Here is a 19,160-nt window from a genome sequence, read left to right on the forward strand (position 1 = left end):
TCAGACCTCCCTGATGGTACGGATCAGGTCACCCACATGTTCGGGCGGGGTGGACGGGATCACACCGTGGCCAAGATTGAACACATGCGGCCGCCCCTTCATGGCATCGCGAATGGCGCGGGCTTCGATGCGCATGCCCTCGCCCCCGGCCAGCACGCGGATCGGGTCGAGATTACCCTGCAGCACCAGCGTGTCGGGCACCTTTTCCGCCACGGCCATCATGTCGGCCCCGGTATCCAGCGCCATGGCATTCACGCCTGTCTTATGACCGTATTCGATGGCCATGAGCCCCCCCAGACGGGGAAAGCCGATGACCGGCACGCCGGGATGGCGGGCATTGATGATTTCGGTAATCCGCCGCGCGGGTTCGATCACATGCTGGCGGAACTGTGAAGGCGGCAGCAGCCCGGACCAGCTGTCAAACAGCATCACGGCCTCGGCCCCGGCCTCGATCTGGGCACAGAGCATGTCGGCGGTGGATGTGGTGAGCAGGTCGATCAGCCGATCAAAGAAGGCGGGATCGGTATAGGCCAGCCTGCGCGTCTCCTCGAACTCACGCGAGCCGTGGCCTTCCACCATGTAGCACGCCACCGTGAAGGGCGCGCCCGCAAAGCCGATCAGCGTGACCTGTCCCGGTCGGGCCGGGCCGATCGCCTCGGGTCCGTCCACCGTCTTGCGCAGCCGTGCCAGGGTTTCCATGACCGGCTGGACCGCTTTGGCCACCCGCGTGGGGTCAAGCCGTTCCAGATCCGCCATCGAACGGACCGGCCCCAGCACCGGCCCGCGTCCATGCACGAATTCCAGCGACTGCCCCATGGCCCAGGGCAGGATGAGGATATCGGAGAACAGGATGGCCCCATCCATGCCAAACCGGCGGATGGGCTGGAGCGTGATGTCCACCGCCATGTCGGGTGTCATGCAGCGGGTTATGAAATCGGCCTTTTCACGCAGGGCCCGGAATTCCGGCAGGAACCGGCCCGCCTGCCGCATCAGCCATACCGGAGGGGGCCAGGTCGCCTCTCCCAACAGGGTGGCGAGCAGGGGTTTGCGTGTTTCAGTCATTGATCCGTCGTTCTGTTTCGTTGTGGCCGGACTATCTCGTACTTTGCCGGCCACGGATAGCGGGCAGGGACAACGCGCGCGCGCCTTTCAAAACAATAAAAGAAAAGAGAAAGAAATTTTTTGGGGTGTTTTAAGTGCTGTGAGTCATGGGGTACCCACGTTTCCGAAAATGTACCCCACTTTTCCCACAGGGTGTACAGTTTCCGACTCCAAGGATTCCCGTGGGCGTGGGGAGTTATCCAGATTGTACCGACATAAGCCTGTGTACAACCCACCGCGGATGGACCTGTACCCGTTGTCCCCGGTACTCGGTACGGCACAGAATTGTTTGGAGTACTATCCCCATGTACCCCAGTACTCCTGCCGCCGGAATTTTATCTTTCACTTCCCCAGTACGGAGCGCGCGATGCCCGACGACTCGAATCTAGTACTAAAGCCGGTACCGTTACAGGCGGAGTCGCCGCCGATAGTACTCGCCAGCCGCTCCAGCGCCCGGCGCATGCTGCTGGAATCGGCATGGATACGGGCGGATTACCGGGCGGCGGATGTGGATGAACACGCCATCCGCGCCACCTGCCGGGCACAGGGGCATGATGCCGGCCACACCGCACTTGAACTGGCGGTTGCGAAGGCGCGCCATATTGCGGCGCCACCCGGCGCATATGTCATCGGGGCGGACCAGATCCTGACCTGCAATGATACCTGGTTCGACAAGCCTGAAACCCTGAAGGAAGCCCGAAGCCATCTCCGCCAGTTGCGCGGTCGTCCCCATACGCTGCACACGGCAGTGGTGCTGATGCGCGATGGCGCCACGTTATGGCGTCATGTCGCCTGTCCGGTGCTGCATATGCGGGCGTTCAGCGATTCCTTTCTGGACCGTTATCTCCAGGTCGAGGGGGATGCCATCCTGTCCTGCGTGGGGTGCTACCGGCTGGAAGGGGCGGGCATCCACCTGTTTTCCCGTATTGATGGCGAACAGGCCGCCATTATGGGACTGCCGCTGCTGGCGCTGCTTGAGGCCCTGCGCGCGCAGGGAATTCTCCTGCAATAAATTTGGGGAAAGGGGGGTTGCATTGCCTGTGGCTTATGGTTATACCCCGCGAACCGGACCACGGCAGGCCACACAATGGCCCCGCCGATGGAACAAGTGGGGCCATAGCTCAGTTGGGAGAGCGCCTGAATGGCATTCAGGAGGTCAGGGGTTCGACTCCCCTTGGCTCCACCAGATTCCTTTATCTGGTACCCCCATAAATTGGAAATTGTAGCAGTTTCTGGATGTTGCTTTTTATTTTGAAAGCGATGTTGTCCGAAGCTTTTTGAAAAAAGCTTCACCAAAAAATTTCTTATGATTCCAGACAGTTGCTAGCAACCGCACGCCGCATTTTCAGGAATGTGGCGCTTTTTGTGCTGCCTTAATCGGTTCGTAACGCCTGCCGCGTTAAAACTGCATTCCAGAGTAATGAAACGAAAACCGGTCATGTCCGTTAAGGCCGGTCCGGTGCAAGGCAGGTCTGAATGCAGAGCCATCCATCGTGTAAACGCCAGTTTGCCGGTAATGGTCCGGTTCCATGGGGCCAGCATGGCTGAGCATGGGCCGCTTTCCTCCGTTGCGTCACCGCCGGATGATGTTGGCCTGAAGCCGCATGCCCTTCCCATTGAGGGCCTGCTGCTGCTTGTGCCCACCATCAGGACGGGACGGGGCAGCACCTGCCGCGCGGCCTGCACGGTCCTTTCGCATGCCGGAATTGCCATGACCGAGTATTTCATGCGCAGCAGCCGGACCGAGCGGTATGACCGCCATGTCGTGCGCGGGCTGTATTGCCAGGTGCCACCCCATGCACAGGGCAGGCTCCTGCAGTGCGGGCGTGGGGCCGTGTGGATGGTGGGTGTGGATGTGCGGACCGGCTCACGCAGCTTCGGGCAATGGGCGGGCGTTACCCTGAGCGCTGAAAATGCCCGCCAGCTCTGGATTCCGCCCGGTTTCCTGCATGGCCTGTGCTGCCTGGACGGGAATACCGAGGTCACATGCCGCCAGACCCGGCCGGATGCGCGCGCCAGTACGCGCACCATACGCTGGAATGACGAGACATTGGGCATTGAATGGCCGGTCAGGGACCAGCAGGCCGTCCTGTCCCCGGCTGACGGGCATGCCCCTTCCTTTTCCAATGTCATTGACTGGTTTCCTTACCCATGACGACGCGCCTGTCCTCTCATGCCACCCCGGCGGGGTGGCGTATTCTGGTAACCGGCGGCTCAGGCCAGCTTGCCCAAACCCTGAAGCATTGCGGAGGGGATGCGGTAATGGTGGTGGGGCGGCCCCTGTTCGATTTTGAGCAGCCCGATACTGTGGTGCGCGTCATGCAGGACATGCGGCCTGATCTTGTCATCAATACCGCCGCGTGGACCGCCATTGACGCGGCGGAAGAGGAACCGGACCGCGCCCGCCTGACCAATACGGAAGGTCCTGCTTTGCTGGCGTGGCTGTGCGCGGGGCAGGCGGTACCATTGCTGCATGTCTCGACCGATCATGTGTTCAGCGGCACCAGGGGCCGCCCCTACAGGGAGACAGACCCCACCGACCCGCAGAGCGTGTATGGACGGAGCCGGGCGGAGGGAGAAAAAGCGGTACTGGCCGCCTGCGCACGGGCCATGGTGGTGCGGACGTCATGGGTTTATGGCCCGTATGGCCGCAATTTTGTCCGCACCATGCTGGAGGCGGCCTGCAGGGAAACACAACTTCAGGTTGTTGCCGACCAGTCGGGCCATCCGACCGCCGCCCCGGACCTTGCCGATGCCCTGCTGCAGGTGGCGGCCCGGATACGGCAGTCGGGCTGGCAACCTGCCTATCGGGGGGTGTTCCATGTCGCGGGTGGCGGCAGTGCGACGTGGCATGAACTGGCCAGTGCGGCAGTGGCGCATGCGGGCCGGCATGGCCACCCCGCGCCGCCCGTCATGCCGGTCATGACAGCCGACCGGCCAACAGCCGCCGCCCGTCGGGTTGATGCGCGCCTTGACTGCGGGCGGTTCAGGCAGGTCTTTGGTCTTGAACTGCCCCACTGGCGTGACAGTCTGGGGGCCGTGGTGGAGACCATGCTGCGGCAGCCTGTTCAGGTGGAGTGATCAAGTTCATCCAGTTCGATCAGGCCGGCCTCACCTGTCTGTGGTGGCGGGATGACGGGCATGGCGTGCGCCGTGGCCAGATCCCCCGGATGCAGCCTGCGTACCACGGCAAAGGCGGTCATGACCGCACAGGAACCGAACAGCACGCTGCCCAGCACCTGGCCAACCTGCACGCCACCGGGGCCGAATTTCATGCCGAACCAGACAAAGGGCACGGTTCCCAGCGTGGCCCGCCCCCAGTTGAACAGGGTGGAATAAAGCGGAAAGCCCAGATTGTTGAAGGCCGCATTGGCGACGAACAGCATGCCGATGAAGACGTAGCCCGCTATCGTCCAGTTACAGAACAGGTGGATCAGCATGGCCGCCGTCCCCTGTGCCGAGAAAACCCGCACCACCAGGTCCTGGGCCAGGAACAGGACAGCCCATGTCAGGGCGACACATCCCGCCACCAGCCACAGCGAGGCCACCAGTGTCGCGCGTACCCGCTCCAGCCTGCCCGCGCCGAGATTCTGGGACATGATGGGCCCCACCGACCCCGTCAGCGCAAACACCACGGCAAAGGCTACCGGCACGATCCGTTCGATGGTGGCCTGTCCCGCAATGGCCGCAAGCCCGAATCCGGCCATGGCATGGGTTACGATGATGCTGCTGACCGGCGTTGCCAGATTGGTCAGGATGGCAGGCATGGCCACTTCGCCCACCAGTTTCGTATCGGTCAGCACATGCGTGCGCACGGGCCACGCCAGCAGCCCGTGCCGCCGGGCGCAGCGGAAGCCCATGAGGGCCACGAACCCGCGCGAAAACAGGGTGCTGATGGCCGCGCCTTCAAGTCCCAGCCCCAGTACCACGATCAGCAGCGGGTCCAGAATGGCGGAGATCAGCGCCCCCAGCAGCGTGACATTCATGGAAATACGCGCAGCCCCTATGGCACGCAGCAGGCCCGAGCAGCCCATGCCCGCCGCGATCAGCGGCAGGCCGGGCGAGATGATTTCCAGAAACGTGGTGGCCTGCCGTGCCGCCTCCCCGCTGGCGCCAAGCAGTGCGAGGATCGGTGCGGCCAGCCATGCCGTGATCAGGCCAAGCAGCAGGCAGATCGCCATCATGACAACACCGAACGAGGAGGCCACGCGCCGCGCCTGCTCGATCCGGCCCGCGCCGATCAGCCGGCCGCTGATGGCCCCGATGCCGATCGACAGTCCGATGGAGACGGCAATCTGCACGTAGCTGACCACGCCCGAAAAGCCCACGGCCGCCGTCAGCGCCGGATTGCCCAGCCATGCGATGTAGAACAGGTTGAGCAGGTCGACCACGAACACGGCCATAAGGCCAATGGCCCCGGTTCCCGCCATGACCACGACATGACGCACGATGCTGCCCGTGCAGAATTTGGCCTGTGGTCGTGGTGCGGGTTCTGCCCCCATTAGGGTATCCTGTCTGCTGGGCGTTATGGGGTCTGGCTTATGCGGCGCAGCCCCCTGCCGCCCATGATGCGGGGCAATGAAATCCGGCACAAGGCCCCCATTCGCACCGTTTTTTGTGTCATGACATAAAAATGGCGCGCTGTTCTTTATATATTAACCCCGCATTGTGCGGTGCAAAATAACCAGATGAATTGTGCAGTGCAAAAAAAGTAAAATCGTATTTTTATTTATGTTTATTGTTGACCTTTTAAAATAAGCATGTCATACAGAATCACATGAGGCCAGCAGGCTTCCATAAATACCAAAAATATCCGGCAAGAATACCGGGATGGGTGCAGGGCGCGGATGCGTCGGCATTCCACTGGCAGGGTCCTCCTTTATTGGGGGGCCCTGTTTTTTTGCGTATGGCATAAGTAATGGGGTGCCATCCGTCTTTTACGCATCTGGTTCGTTCAGGCTTTCACTACGCTGTGGCGTGCTGGCTGCCTGCTGGCACCATTATCGTTTAGGGAGCAATACCAATGTCCAGACTGACAGCGGCCGAACGCAATGCCCTGCCGGATTCCGCCTTTGCCCTGCCCGGCCGGCGTTACCCCATACCTGACGTGACCCATGCGCGTGATGCCCTGGCCCGGGCCAGCGAGATGCTGCATCGCGGTGACCTGACGCAGGAGGAATATGACACGGTCGTGGCCCGCGCCCATGCCGTGCTGGAAAACGAATAGCCCCTGTATGAAAAAAGGGGCGCGGACCTGTGCCCGCGCCCCCTTTTGAGGCTGTCTGAAAAGCCTGTAGTCATGCAAAAGTTTTTGGTGAAGCTTTTTTCAAAAAGCTCCAGGGAATGCTGCCTTTCTGAAAAAAGGCAGCATCCAGAAACTTTTGTTGTTTTTTATCAACGCATGGCTGGCGCAGGCTTCAGCCCGCCTTGTCCAGTTCCGCCTCAAGCTGTGGCAGGATGGTAAACAGGTCGCCCACGATCCCGTAATCCGCCACCTGGAAGATCGGCGCTTCGGGGTCCTTGTTGACGGCCACGATCACCTTGCTGTCCTTCATGCCCGCAAGGTGCTGGATCGCCCCGGATATGCCCATGGCGATATACAGTTCGGGCGCCACGATCTTGCCGGTCTGGCCAACCTGGTATTCGTTGGAGACGAACCCCTTGTCCACCGCCGCGCGGGATGCGCCAATGGCGGCACCCAGCCTGTCGGCCAGCGGTTCGAGAAGCTTGAAGTTCTCCTCGTTCTGCATGCCGTTGCCGCCCGAGACCACGACGCGGGCGGATTCCAGTTCCGGCCGCTCGGACTTGGAAAGCTCGGTGCTGACAAAAGTCGAACCACCGGGGCCTGCGGGCAGGGCCACGTCCTCGATCACCGCATTGCCGCCCTCGGCCGCCACCGGCTCGAAGGAGGAGGCACGCACCGTGATCACCTTCTTCGCATCCGCCGACTTCACGGTCGCCAGCGCGCTGCCCGCATAGATCGGGCGGACAAAGGTGTCGGCATCGTTGATGGCAACGATATCGGGGATCGGCTGCACATCCAGCAGGGCCGCCGCACGGGGCAGCACGTTCTTGGCCGTGGCCGAGGACGTGGCGAGGATATGGGTGTAACCATCGGCAAGCTGCGCCAGCAGGGCGGCAACCGGCTCGGCCAGTTCGCTGCTGCCGGTGGTGTCGGTGACCTGCAGCACCTTTTTCACGCCGGGAATGGCGGCGGCCGACTTTGCGGCTGCTGCCGCGTCGGGGCCGGTCACCAGCACATCGACATCACCCAGCCTGCTGGCCGCCGCAATGGCCGAGCGCGAAGCCTGCCGGATCACGCCGCCTTCATGGTCAAGGAAAACGAGTACGGTCATGATCAGATCCATGAATCATAATCCACTGAAATCACTCAACTCATTTTCGGTCAGACACTCAGGTTCGTGCGGACCCAGGCCCGTGATCCTATGATGAAGCGATAGGAAGACAGGTCCGACCTGCGTGAAAGGGGAAGTGATCTGTTTACAACCTCAATCACGTTGTTCCAGTTGAAAAAGCCGTTTCTGACCGCGGTCTCGTCCGCGCGGACCACAAGGGAGCAGCCATTGTCCGTTGCCATCTTCATATGTATCGCCTGTCTCAAAAATACTCGCACCAGCAAGGAAGTTTCGGGTTTTCTGACCGCTGGCTATTGGGCCAAAATATGAAATATTTGTGGCGTGGCCTTTCTGCCCGATGTGAAACCGCATGATGGTGGAGGTGATGAGGACGTAACGGAATTTATTGTTGCATAAGACCCGTCATTTGAAAACAAAAAAAATGCTGGCTATGCGTTCGCGCAATCGTCTATAAAACAAGGCTGATGTGCCAATATAAACGAATAATATGATGCTGATCGGGTACGCGCGCGAAAATGCGGAAGAAGCGACGCTTCTCAATCAGGTAGAAGCGCTCCGAAAGGCGGGTTGTAAAAAAATATATGAGGAAAAAGTTCCTACAATGAGCCGGGACTGGCCCATTCTGGGGAACGTCCTGACGGAACTTTCTTCTGATGATACTTTGGTGGTCTATTCTCTGGACCGTCTCGCCTGGTCAACGCCCCACCTGCTGGAAGTGGCTGATCGACTGCGTGAAAAAGGAGCAGGGCTGCGTTCCCTTTGTGAACCCTGGGCCGATACCACCGTTCCCTATGGGAAAATGATTCTTGGTGTTTTTGCCGGCATTGCTGAATTTGAACGCGCATTAAGCCGCAACCTCACGGAAACGGGCAGGAAACGGGCCAAGGAACGGGGTGTCCATCTTGGTCGGCCAGCCAAGCTCAGCGCAGAGCAGGTTGCGACGATCCGGAAGCTTGTCCGGGACGAGAACCTCTCCATTTCAGAAGTTGCAGCCCGTTTTGGCGTGCATAAAGCCACCATCTATCGGGCGGTTACCAATAATAAGTAAGAACTGATTGCGATGTGAGTTGGACCGGGTGTTTTCATAAAGGCTTGCAAGCTGGAATACACGATAAGCCCACATGGTAATTGCCACAAAAATGCTGTGGCGGAGAGTTTTTTCTGATCGCTCAAGCGCTGGCGCGTCTAACGTCGAACCTACAAGGCACAAAGCTACGTCAGGAGCAGGATGCTGTCGTCCGTGCAATTTGAACAACATCAGATTTTGAATGCCCCAGACGTCTGGAAAACTTGGGACTATTCAGTATGGTTTTTTTAATATTGATTTGCCGCGCTTTTCTGGAACCAGAGGCGACAGGATCGGACATCTACCATCTATATGGCTTTTGCTAGGGATGGCTTTTCCTATGCGCGAGGTAACCATTTCTCAGTTGATAATGGTATTTAAAACCTGTTATGTACGATAATATTACAATGTATGTTTTTGCTGAACCAGTATGACACGAAAGCGCTTTTTCAAAGCGCGGGAAGTTAACTTTATTTGATGGCGGTTCCGCTACAAATTCGAAAAGCGGGAGAAACTGCTGATGCCTGGGCATGATCCTGGTGCCTCGCTGGCCGACGCGCGGGCCGAGCGGGGGGAAGCCCGGCGTATTCTTCGTGAAGGTCATGCGTCTTGCCGACTGCCTGACTGATGAGGCAGAAATCGGATAGCGAACATCGGCCTTAACGGATCGGACTGGGTCCTGTCTGATCCAGGCACTCGGATTGTCATGACGGTAAACGCCATGACGGGCGCGGGCGAGCCTCCCTCCCCTTTTTTCAGCCCGTCACGAACTCCCGCGCAGCCCTCTGACTCCATGCCGCGACTGCACTGTATATGCGACATGAAAACTGATCATTTCCATTCAGAATGGACATAAGACACGGATCAGTTTACGGACCGATGCGGATGCCGGATACGTCTACCGTATCGGGCACCTGCTGAGCCGCAGGCAGGGTTGTCTGGTGGGACGAACTTTGTGCGTGCGTGGGGAAATCAGGCGGCATGCAGTCTTTTGGCAGGCTGTTCCTGGCGGTCTGTTCTTCCGTGAAGGGGCTACCCTGCTCCATGCCGGGTCCCATACCCGTCGGCATCGGGCCGGGCATACCGTCTGCGCCTGTCATGCCGCCCATGGGGAATCCACCCATCATGCCGCGCCCGCTGCCGACGCCAAAGCCGGTGGTTATGCTGCCATGAACGCTGCCGTTGCGCGACGATGGGGCGCGCCAGCATTTATCGGTATGGTCCGGCGGTTGGTGACAGCCTGATATCGCCGCTACGAGGACAGGCAGGAAGAACGTGATGGCACGTCCTGTATTATGGTTGGACATGGACAGCAGTGGCATCTCACCTGTTAAGGCCCCAACCTTAATCCGCTAACACGCTGTGTTCCCGTCACGAAATGTAAACCCGCAGCCTGCCAGTCTTCGACGCTTCCCCTGTCTTGCTCATCAGGTGCGAAGGGATCGAGCGGGGCATCTGTCGGCGGATCAGGCGTTTGTATTCGGCCCTGTGGCTGCGGCAATGGCGGCGGAGAGATTGATGCCGGCCTTGCGTCCGGCTTCCAGTATCTCTGAATCCGGCAGGGTGCCGACCTGGGCCATCGCCCATAACTGCGCGGCCCGTGTGCCGGAACGGCAATATCCAAGCACAGGTCCGGGCATACGTTTGAGCGCCGTGCGCATGCAGGCCACGGCATTGGCATCCGGCAGGTGCCCCGCCTGCACGGGGATGGCTGTAAAATCAAGTCCCAGGCAAAAAGCAGCCTGTTCAATCTCCTTGCCGGGCACCTGATCCCCCTGTTCACCATCAGGGCGGGCACAAAGGATACTTTTAAACCCGTCAGCAGCGGCCTTGTTGATATCGGACACAGTCAACTGCGGAGCAACATAGAACATGGGCGTAAGGGCGCGGGCTAAATCGTTCACAGGGCAGATCCTTCTTTTTGTATGAAGCAATGGATACGCAGGTGTTCATGCCGTTTTTAATACGTAGTGCATGTCGTTTATTTTCATTCCGCCTTTCGGATGCCAGGCGCGTGGCCTGCAGGCAGGACCCATGGTCCGGGCAGAGGGTCAAGATGAACCTGTCTGGACCCGCGTGGTCATGGCCGCCATGGCGCTATCGGCTATCACCTCCTGATTTCGTTAATTTATTACATAAATATATTATGTATGTAAAAATTAACTCCTGCATCACCCCTCGTCAAGGATGCTGTCGCGTGTCGATATCGGCGACATATCTTGCATGTCGGCACCCCTATTGCGTCGAACATGCGCGCATGTGATGGGCTGTGCGGTTCGGTGGGTGTGTTCTTCCATTCTGCTTGTTTCGCGCATATCCGCGCAACTAACTAATTGTTTTTATAAATTAATTTACGTCCCATGCTGTGTATCAGGCGCTGATCGGCCTGTCGTTCAGGGGTGTTCGCGGGGTGATGTCGCCGGGTCGTGTCCCCTGCCTGCCGCAGGGATTCCTGTCCTGCTCAGGATCTTTTTTAAAGAAGACCGATTTTCTCCTTCTTGACATCAAACAGTTACATACTTAAATTAAACATATATTCATAAAGTATGTAATTGTCTGCCAGGACACGGGCAGACGGATGGTGTGGAAGTGGTTATGGACTCTCCCGGCAACAGAACGCTCATGGGGTTTACACGGCGCATCGGCCTTTGGCTTGGCGCGGCTGTCGTGCTGGGTGGGGCGGCGGCGGTCATGCTGGTCCTGCAGCTGGCTGTTCTGGCACGTATCGTGTCGGACCTTGCGTTCCATGGTCATGTCGTTTCCGACGCGCTTGCCGGGCTGGCTATGCTGCTCGCCCTGCTGGTTGTGCGCGTACTGCTGCAATGGGCCGCCGATATGGTGGCAGGCGAAGGCAGCCTGCGGCTGAGCACAGCCATACGCAGCGAACTGCTGCGCCATCTGTTTCATGTCGGCCCGGTTGGTCTGGCCGGGCAGGCGACAGGCCATATGGTCACGGTACTGGGGGACGGCATTTCCGCGCTGGAACCCTATTTTACGCAGTATGTGCCCCGGGCCGCCATGATGGTGGTCCTGCCGCTGCTGGTACTGGGGATGGTCCTGCATCTGGATGGGTGGAGCTTTGTCATCCTTGCCTGCACGGGGCCGCTTATTCCCGTCTTCATGGCGCTGGTGGGCTATCGCGCGCAGGCGGTCATGGACCGGCAGTGGAGGCAGCTCCTGCTTCTGGGATCGGCCTTTCTCGATACACTGCAGGGACTGACCACGCTGCGGCTGTTCGGTCGCGCGCGTGATGCGGTGACCGCCGTGGCGGGCATGGCCGATGAATACCGCGCCACCACCATGTCGGTCATGAAGGTGGCATTCCTGACATCCGCCGTGCTGGAATTCTTTGCCAGCCTGTCCATTGCGCTGGTGGCGGTCGTGTTCGGCGCGCGCCTGCTGGACGGGACGGCGGATTTCCAGTCGGCTTTTCTGGTCCTGCTGCTTGCGCCGGAATATTTCATGCCGCTCCGCGCGTTCTCGGCCAGTTATCATGCCCGCCAGAATGCGACGGCAGCCATGGCGGGCATCAGTCAGCTTTTTGCCCTGCCCGCAGCGACCATCCGGCCTGACGTACGGGGCAGCGCCGCCAACGTCCCGCTGATCTCCATAAGCTGTGAAGATGTTACGGCCGGGTATCTGGCCGATGCACCAGTACTGTTGCATGCCGGGTGCACGTTCACACGCAACGCCCTGACGGTGGTAACGGGTGAAAGTGGCGTGGGTAAAACCACCCTGATCCGGCTGCTGCTGGGGCTGTTGCCCCCCATGCAGGGGCGTGTCACGGCAATGGATGAAAGTGGCGTGCTGCACGCCTGCTGGCAGGACAGGATTGGCTGGGTGCCCCAGCAGCCACGGCTGGTCCATGGTACCATTGCCGAAAACCTGCGCCTGGCCGATCCGATGGCGGATCTGGAGGCCCTGCGTGCCGTCGCGGCCCAGGCCGATGCCCTGTCCTTTATCGAGGCCCTTCCGCAGGGGTTCGATACCGTGGTGGGTGAGCGTGGTGCCGGTCTTTCAGGTGGGCAGGTGCAGCGTCTGGCATTGGCCCGCGTGCTGCTGCGCAATCCGCAGGTACTGATTCTGGATGAACCCACCGCCAATCTCGATCCGCAGGGTGAGCAGCGCGTGGCCGCAGCCATAGCGCATGCGGCGGTGGGGCGGATCGGCATTGTGGTGGCCCACCGGCCTGGCATGATCGCACGGGCGGCGCGGGTTGTGCGCCTGCGGGACGGTCAGGTCTTTTCCGGCCCGCACACCGTGGAGCACGCGGCATGAGCATGCTGGCACGCATCATCGGCCACATGCGGCCCTTGCGGCGACAGATGGCACTGGGGCTTGCGCTGTCGGTTACGGCGTCGCTGGCCAGTTTCGGGCTGCTGTTCCTGTCGGGCTGGCTGCTGGCGGCGGCAGCCGTGGCCGGACTGGGCGGGATTGCCGCGCGGAACGCCTTCAACCTGTTCCTGCCCGCGGTTGGGGTACGCTTCTTCGCCACCATGCGTATTCTGGCCCGTTATCTGGAACGGCTGGTCACGCATGATGCGACACTGCGCCTGATCGGGCGGATGCGGGCGTGGAGCATCAGCCGCCTTGCCCCACAGGCACCTGCCCTGCTGGCGCGGCAGCGCAGTGGCGACATGCTGTTCCGCTTTGTATCTGATACCGACCGGATGGGGCAGTTCTATCTGGAAGTGCTGGTACCCGTTGCTAGCGCCGCCATCTGCTGCGTGGTGTTTGTTGCCGTCATGGGCGCGTTTTCTCTTTCGGCGGCCTTGGTCCTGGCTGTCGGGCTGGTCGTATGTGGTGGCGTGCTGCCGGGCGTGGCCGGTGCGCTGTCCGTACATGCCATGCGGCGTATCAGCCGCCAGCAGGATACCATGCACGCGGACCTGACCGAAGTGCTGCAGGGCATGGGTGAGTTCATGTTCCTTGGCGCCGGGCAGGCCGTGCAGGCCCGGATTGCCGCCCGCGCGGCTGATATCCGTACCGAACGCCGGCGCGTGGCCCTGATTGAAGGGGGCGCGCGGAGTGTGATGACCGTCGTCACCATGACGAGCGCGCTGGGCGTTCTGGCCATGGCGGATATGGCCTGCCGCGCGGGTGCGCTGTCGGCAGCCTGCCTGCCCATGCTGGCGCTTGGCGGGCTGGCAGCGTTCGATGTGCTTGCTCCGCTGCCCGCGGCATGGCCCTTGCTGGGCCAGGTACATATGGCGGCAGGCCGGGTGTTTGCCCTGTGCGATACCCCGCCCAGCGTGGCGCCCCCTGCCCTGACCCGATGCCCGGACGATCCGTCCTGCCTGTCGCTGTCGGATATCGGCCTGCGTTATCCGGGGGCGGAACGGTGGGCGCTGCGGCACGCGGACCTGTCGGTGGTACGGGGGGAGCGCGTGGCGCTGGTCGGGCCGTCCGGTGCGGGCAAGAGCACCCTGGTGAACCTGCTGTTCCGTTTTTACGACTATCAGGAAGGCACGGCCCGTTTTGGCGGCGTGGACCTGAAGGATGTCGATGCGGACATCATGGCCCGGCATGTCGGTGTCGTGGCGCAGGACTTCCACCTGTTTCAGGGCAGCATCCGCCGTAACCTGACCATCGCCTGCCCCACCGCCACGGAGGATGCGATGTGGCAGGCCCTGCGGGTCGCGCGGCTGCATGCGTTCGTGCAGGCGGAACCCGCCGGGCTGGATACGCTGATCGGTGAAGGGGGCGTGCGCCTGTCCGGCGGGCAGGCGCGACGTCTGGCCGTAGCGCAGGTTGTCCTGCGCAATCCGGCATGGATCATCCTTGATGAGCCGACCGAAGGGCTGGATGCCGGGACCGAGCACGACCTGATGACCGCACTGCTATCGGCCCTGTCGCCACGGACAACCCTTGTCTGCATTACCCATAATCCTGCCGTGGCGGCACGGATGGACCGGGTGGTGCGTGTTGAAGGGGGCCGGTTCCATGAGGCCGGGAGGGCGCCATGACCCGACGATGACCTGAACCCCGGAAAACCCCTCACGCCCATACCGAAATCAGGAGACCTGACGGTGGAATTCATTAACCCCGATGTCGTCGACCTGTCGCGCTTCCAGTTCGCGCTGACGGCATTGTACCATTTCATGTTCGTGCCGCTGACACTCGGCCTGACATTCATGCTGGCGGCGATGGAGACGGTATATGTCGTCACCGGCCGGCAAATCTATAAGGACATGACCCAGTTCTGGGGCAAGCTGTTCGGCATCAACTTCGCCATCGGTGTTGCCACCGGCATTACCATGGAGTTCGAGTTCGGCACCAACTGGTCCATGTATTCCCATTTCTTCGGGGACATGTTCGGCACGCCTCTGGCTATTGAAGGGCTGATGGCCTTTTTCATGGAATCCACATTCGTGGGTCTCATGTTCTTTGGCTGGGACCGGCTGAGCAAACAGGCGCATCTGGCCGTGACCTATCTGGTGGCCCTTGGTTCCAACCTGTCGGCGCTGTGGATCCTGATCGCCAATGCCGGGATGAACATGCCCGAAGGCGCGCATTTTGATCCTGAAACCATGCGCATGCAGTTTGAAAGCTTTGTCGATCTGGTTTTCAACCCCGATGCGCAGGCGAAATTCGTGCATACCTCGGTTGCGGGCTATGTGTCGGCTGCCATGTTTGTCATGGGCATCAGCGCCTTTTACCTGCTGCGGGGCCAGCACCGGCAGTTTGCCGCGCGCTCGTTCCGCATGGCCGCCCTGTTCGGCATTATTTCCACCGTGGCCGTCATCACGCTGGGCGACGTGCTGGGGCGTCTGGATTATGAAAAGCAGCCGACCAAGATCGCCGCGATCGAGGGGCTGTGGCATACCAGCAACCCGCCGTTCGAGCCATGGATCGTCGCTGCCCTGCCAGATGACGCCAGGCAGGAAAATCACTACGAAATTGGCGTGCCGCTGGTCCTGACCCCGCTGATCACCCACACGTTCGACCAGCCCATTACCGGCATGCATGAACTGGAGGACGAGGCAGGCCCCCGCATCCGCTCCGGTATCGATGCCGTCGCGGCACTCCGCCGCTATGGCGTGACCCACAGCAGCACGGACCTTGCACAGTTCACCGCGCATGAACAGGACATGGGCTACGGTCTGCTGGCAATCCGCCATGCCCCCGGGCAGGACGTTACGGCGATCCCCGCGGATCAGATTGACGATGTGGTCAAGGCGACGCAGCCCGATATCCTGCCCAACGTGTTCGTCACGTTCTGGTCTTTCCGGCTGATGGTGTTCCTGTCGCTATGGTTCTTCGCGCTGTTTGCCATTTCGGCCTATCTCAGCCTGAAGCGCAGGCTTGAGCGCAGCCGCCTGCTGCTGAAGCTGTGCATGTGGTCGATCCCGCTGCCGATTTTGGCAACCGAGTTCGGCTGGATCACGGCCGAGGCAGGCCGCCAGCCCTGGACCGTGTTTGGCTGGCTGCCGACCTTCCTTTCGGCCTCCAGTCACGGTGTGTCCTACATGGTGTTTTCGCTGGTCGGGTTCGTGTTGCTTTATAGCGTGTTCATCGCGGCTGAACTGTACCTCATGTTCAAGTTCGCCCGCCTGGGGCCCGATCATGACAGCATGGAACCGCACACGCCTGCCGCGCCCAGGGTATCTGCCTTTGACATGCGTCCCATGGCGTCCTGACAGGAAACGGAGAAATGGAACTTTACGCGATACTGAAAATCATCTGGGCTGCGGTACTGGGCGTGCTGTTTATCGGCCTGGGTACCATGGTCGGCATGGATATGGGGGTGGGCACGCTGCTGCGCCTTGTCGGGCGTAATGATGGAGAACGGCGCACCGCGCTGAACATCATCGGACCTCATTGGGATGGCAATCAGGTCTGGTTCATCCTGGGGGGCGGCGCGATCTTTGCGGCCTTTCCCACGCTGTATGGCACGTCGTTTTCCGTCTTTTACGTGGTCATGATCACGCTGCTGTTCAGCATGATCCTGCGGCCGGTGGCGTTTGAATACCGCTCCAAGGCGGATGGCAGGCTGTGGCGGGCAGGCTGGGACTGGGTCTTCCTGGTGTCGGGCTTCGTGCCGATGTTCATCTACGGTGCGGCATTCGGCAATGTGCTGGAAGGGGTGGGATACCACTTTGGCTGGACGGGACAGTATTATCAGGATGAATCCTTCCTGTCCTACCTGCTCAACCCATTTGCCATCCTGTGCGGATTGATGTCCGTGGGGCTGAGTGTCTATCAGGGTGGGGCAATGCTCATGCTGCGGGCGGATGACCCCATCTGGTCGCGCGCCCGGCGGTATGCCATGGGCGGCGGCCTTGTTGCAGGCACCCTGTTCGTAATTGGCGGTATATGGGTGCGGTTCCTGCCCGGTTTTGTCATGACCGCGCCCGTCAACCCCGCCATGCCCGCCAACCCGCTGCATGGGCAGTCGGTGGCGATGGTCGCGGGGGGCTGGATGCATAATTTCCACGCCCATCCCGCCCTGTGGATGCTGCCGCTTGTGGGGCTGGGCTGCATGCTGGCGGGTGTGGCCATGCTGGCGGCTGGCCGCACGGTTGCGGGCTGGTGGCTGGGACTGGGGGCGTGGGCTGGCACCATCACCACGGTTGGCTGCGCCATGTTCCCCTTCCTGATGCCGTCTTCCACCACGCCGGACCAGAGCCTGACGGTATGGAACAGTACCGCCAGTGAATATGGGCTTGGCTGCATGCTGGTGGTGGCGGGAATCTTCGTGCCGATCATCCTGTCCTATACATCGTGGTGTTATTACGTCATGCGCGGGAAGGTCCATACCGCCGATGTCGTGAACGATACCCATAGCTACTGATTGCGAGGTCGTGATGACAAAGCTTCTGCGCCTGGCCGGTCTGGCCGTCGTTCTGGTCGTATCCCTGCTGTTTGCCGTATTCGTGGGGGATCAGGGGCCGTGGTATTTCGCGTGGGTGATCGGCACGGTCATGATCATCCTGATTTCCGGGGCTGGCGCGATCATGCTTGATGCCCAGTCCAGTCTTTCAGCCGATGGGGATATCTGATCATGATGGGGGATCTTGAACGCATCATCTTCTTCATTCCGATGGTTTACATGGGACTTTACCTGATTGCCTACCGCTGCGGGCGGCGCTGGTTCCCATGACAGGAATGGCGGTGGGTCTTTCTTCATCTCACGCCCGCCGCCATGTCACGGCATCACCCTGCCGATGATACGAAGCGCGCCACCCGGGCATCCACGGGTGGCGCGCTTTATGCTTTCCTGTTCATTCCCGCGGGCTGGGCACCATTATTCAAGATTATTCTGAACCGCGCCATGTATTCCCATGGTTCCGGGTGATTGCTGGCCCTGTACGGGTCGTCGATTGTCTCTGCCAGACCACGCGCGCCGTACGTGCAGCGCCTGAATAACACTTTCTGTTCAATCAGTTGGACGTGATGATACGCCTGATCCGATGCTGTCTATACGTTAGGGCAAAGACAATACGGAGAAATGACCATGCCCCACAATCCCGTCGCCCCGGAATTTCGCGCAGCCCTGAACGTCCTGCCTTCTTTTGATGGTCTTTCAGATGAGACCCTGGATGAGACACGCAAGGCATTCATTTCCGCAATCCGCAGTGTCAGGGTTGTGGAATATCCCGACGTCATGGTTGAGGAAGACCATGTGCCCGGGCCAGAAGGCGCGCCCGATGTTCCGGTCGTGACCTACAGGCCTGTGGCCAGTCCCCCGGATGCTCCCGCGCTGGTCTACATCCATAGCGGCGGTATCGTAAGCGGCACACCGGAAGTCGATGACGCACGCTGCCGGCAGATGGCCAGTGAACTGGGGCTGGTCATTTTCTCGGTTGACTATCGTCTGGCGCCGGAAGCCCCCTACCCTGCGGCAATCGAGGATTGCTATGCTGTCCTGAAATGGGCACATGAACATGCGGCCAGCCTGGGAATTGACCGGAACCGCCTGATTATTGGCGGTGACAGTGCGGGCGGGGGGCTGACTGCCTGCCTGGCCCTGCTGGCCCGCGACCGGGCAGAAATCAAGGTCCTTTTCCAACTGCTGATTTATCCCATGCTGGATGACCGGACGGGGACAACGGTCATGCCATCGCCGGCCCTGGGGGAATACATCTGGACACGTTCCGCCAATCATTACGCATGGAACGCCTATCTTGGTAAAACGCCCGGAAGCCCGGGCATATCCGAATATGCGGCGGCCTTTCGTGCAACAGACCTGACGGGTCTGCCGCCCGCCTATATTGGCGTAGGTTCCCTGGACCTGTTTTTAGATGAGGATCTGGAATATGCCCGGCGCCTGATGGCTGCGGGTGTGCCGACGGAGGTCTGTGTCATTCCCGGTGCGTATCACGTCTTTGACGTGTTCATTCCCGATGCCCCTATGAGCAAACAGTTCAGGGACTCTTATTTCACTGCCCTGAAACGAGCCATTTCCCAAGGATTTTTTTGAAAATTTAAGCTGACGTTTTTCTACGCTGCCTGGCGTATGCTTCAGGTACTGCATGCGGATACCGGATGTTAAAAGCGTTATAAGACTGATAATGTTGAATTATTTTATCAGTCTGGCGGGAAAGGGCTGCCCATGGGTGTAAGCAGTTCTCTTGTTTGATGACTGTTTCTGTTCCTCGCGGATGGAGTGCCAC

Annotated in this window: 18 protein-coding genes and 1 tRNA gene; 13 read left to right on the plus strand and 6 right to left on the minus strand. The window is 60.2% G+C overall.

The window, feature by feature from the left end; translation table 11 throughout:
• The gene (gene hemE, locus GWK63_RS14615; RefSeq protein WP_007397253.1) at nucleotides 1–1,062 is read right to left on the minus strand and encodes a uroporphyrinogen decarboxylase; all 1,062 of its coding nucleotides are present in this window, start codon (nucleotides 1,060–1,062) and stop codon (nucleotides 1–3) included.
• A 406-nt stretch (nucleotides 1,063–1,468) separates the two neighbouring features.
• On the opposite strand from hemE, the gene GWK63_RS14620 reads away from it, so the two are divergent.
• From GWK63_RS14620 to rfbD, 4 genes are all read left to right on the plus strand, one after another.
• The gene (locus GWK63_RS14620) at nucleotides 1,469–2,113 is read left to right on the plus strand and encodes a Maf family protein (RefSeq protein ID WP_223846556.1); all 645 of its coding nucleotides are present in this window, start codon (nucleotides 1,469–1,471) and stop codon (nucleotides 2,111–2,113) included.
• A gap of 98 nt (nucleotides 2,114–2,211) precedes the next feature.
• Nucleotides 2,212–2,287: transfer RNA gene (locus GWK63_RS14625), tRNA-Ala, on the plus strand.
• Between the two features lie 354 nt (nucleotides 2,288–2,641).
• A complete protein-coding gene (locus tag GWK63_RS14630) occupies nucleotides 2,642–3,256 on the plus strand; it encodes a dTDP-4-dehydrorhamnose 3,5-epimerase family protein (RefSeq protein ID WP_007397250.1) in 615 nt (204 codons plus the stop codon).
• A complete protein-coding gene (gene rfbD, locus GWK63_RS14635) occupies nucleotides 3,253–4,182 on the plus strand; it encodes a dTDP-4-dehydrorhamnose reductase (RefSeq protein ID WP_050800559.1) in 930 nt (309 codons plus the stop codon). Before GWK63_RS14630 ends, rfbD begins: the two co-directional genes overlap by 4 nt.
• On the opposite strand, the gene GWK63_RS14640 is transcribed toward rfbD, so the two are convergent.
• Nucleotides 4,170–5,603, minus strand: coding sequence for an MATE family efflux transporter (locus GWK63_RS14640; RefSeq protein ID WP_007397248.1), 1,434 nt, complete (start codon nucleotides 5,601–5,603; stop codon nucleotides 4,170–4,172). The genes rfbD and GWK63_RS14640 overlap by 13 nt on opposite strands.
• Before the next feature lie 521 nt (nucleotides 5,604–6,124).
• Between GWK63_RS14640 and GWK63_RS14645 the strand changes: the two genes are divergently transcribed.
• Nucleotides 6,125–6,328, plus strand: coding sequence for a hypothetical protein (locus GWK63_RS14645; protein WP_007397246.1), 204 nt, complete (start codon nucleotides 6,125–6,127; stop codon nucleotides 6,326–6,328).
• 190 nt (nucleotides 6,329–6,518) lie between these two features.
• Here GWK63_RS14645 and GWK63_RS14650 read toward each other — a convergent pair whose 3' ends face one another.
• Together GWK63_RS14650 and GWK63_RS14655 are read right to left on the minus strand one after the other, a co-directional pair.
• Complete coding sequence (locus GWK63_RS14650) at nucleotides 6,519–7,457, minus strand: electron transfer flavoprotein subunit alpha/FixB family protein (RefSeq protein WP_112209802.1); 939 nt, start codon at nucleotides 7,455–7,457, stop codon at nucleotides 6,519–6,521.
• 50 nt (nucleotides 7,458–7,507) lie between these two features.
• On the minus strand, nucleotides 7,508–7,705 hold the full coding sequence (locus GWK63_RS14655) for a hypothetical protein (RefSeq protein ID WP_039999084.1): 198 nt from the start codon (nucleotides 7,703–7,705) through the stop codon (nucleotides 7,508–7,510).
• A 260-nt stretch (nucleotides 7,706–7,965) separates the two neighbouring features.
• On the opposite strand from GWK63_RS14655, the gene GWK63_RS14660 reads away from it, so the two are divergent.
• Together GWK63_RS14660 and GWK63_RS17475 are read left to right on the plus strand one after the other, a co-directional pair.
• Nucleotides 7,966–8,526: a recombinase family protein gene (locus tag GWK63_RS14660; protein ID WP_039999082.1), complete on the plus strand. Its 561-nt coding sequence runs from the start codon at nucleotides 7,966–7,968 to the stop codon at nucleotides 8,524–8,526.
• 538 nt (nucleotides 8,527–9,064) lie between these two features.
• Complete coding sequence (locus tag GWK63_RS17475; protein ID WP_338034123.1) at nucleotides 9,065–9,172, plus strand: hypothetical protein; 108 nt, start codon at nucleotides 9,065–9,067, stop codon at nucleotides 9,170–9,172.
• 241 nt (nucleotides 9,173–9,413) lie between these two features.
• Here the strand turns inward: GWK63_RS17475 and GWK63_RS14665 are convergent, their stop codons facing one another.
• Together GWK63_RS14665 and GWK63_RS14670 are read right to left on the minus strand one after the other, a co-directional pair.
• A complete protein-coding gene (locus GWK63_RS14665; protein WP_007398768.1) occupies nucleotides 9,414–9,866 on the minus strand; it encodes a hypothetical protein in 453 nt (150 codons plus the stop codon).
• A gap of 144 nt (nucleotides 9,867–10,010) precedes the next feature.
• On the minus strand, nucleotides 10,011–10,448 hold the full coding sequence (locus tag GWK63_RS14670) for a TIGR01244 family sulfur transferase (RefSeq protein WP_223846558.1): 438 nt from the start codon (nucleotides 10,446–10,448) through the stop codon (nucleotides 10,011–10,013).
• 691 nt (nucleotides 10,449–11,139) lie between these two features.
• Here GWK63_RS14670 and cydD point away from each other — a divergent pair.
• The 6 genes from cydD (at nucleotide 11,140) to GWK63_RS14700 (ending at nucleotide 18,967) form a co-directional block, all read left to right on the plus strand.
• On the plus strand, nucleotides 11,140–12,822 hold the full coding sequence (gene cydD, locus GWK63_RS14675) for a thiol reductant ABC exporter subunit CydD (RefSeq protein ID WP_039999080.1): 1,683 nt from the start codon (nucleotides 11,140–11,142) through the stop codon (nucleotides 12,820–12,822).
• Nucleotides 12,819–14,510 (plus strand): thiol reductant ABC exporter subunit CydC, encoded by a 1,692-nt coding sequence (gene cydC, locus GWK63_RS14680; protein WP_039999078.1) that lies wholly within the window; start codon nucleotides 12,819–12,821, stop codon nucleotides 14,508–14,510. The genes cydD and cydC overlap by 4 nt, the downstream gene beginning before the upstream one ends.
• Nucleotides 14,511–14,573: 63 nt before the next feature.
• Nucleotides 14,574–16,184, plus strand: coding sequence for a cytochrome ubiquinol oxidase subunit I (locus GWK63_RS14685; protein WP_007398763.1), 1,611 nt, complete (start codon nucleotides 14,574–14,576; stop codon nucleotides 16,182–16,184).
• A gap of 14 nt (nucleotides 16,185–16,198) precedes the next feature.
• Nucleotides 16,199–17,338, plus strand: a complete 1,140-nt coding sequence (cydB, locus tag GWK63_RS14690) for a cytochrome d ubiquinol oxidase subunit II (protein ID WP_007398762.1) — start codon at nucleotides 16,199–16,201, stop codon at nucleotides 17,336–17,338.
• A gap of 13 nt (nucleotides 17,339–17,351) precedes the next feature.
• Nucleotides 17,352–17,546, plus strand: coding sequence for a hypothetical protein (locus tag GWK63_RS14695; protein ID WP_099963214.1), 195 nt, complete (start codon nucleotides 17,352–17,354; stop codon nucleotides 17,544–17,546).
• A gap of 455 nt (nucleotides 17,547–18,001) precedes the next feature.
• On the plus strand, nucleotides 18,002–18,967 hold the full coding sequence (locus tag GWK63_RS14700; RefSeq protein WP_007398759.1) for an alpha/beta hydrolase: 966 nt from the start codon (nucleotides 18,002–18,004) through the stop codon (nucleotides 18,965–18,967).
• Nucleotides 18,968–19,160 lie beyond the last annotated feature (193 nt).

It is taken from the genome of Komagataeibacter rhaeticus, from assembly GCF_011611525.1.
Taxonomy (GTDB): Bacteria; Pseudomonadota; Alphaproteobacteria; order Acetobacterales; family Acetobacteraceae; genus Komagataeibacter; species Komagataeibacter rhaeticus.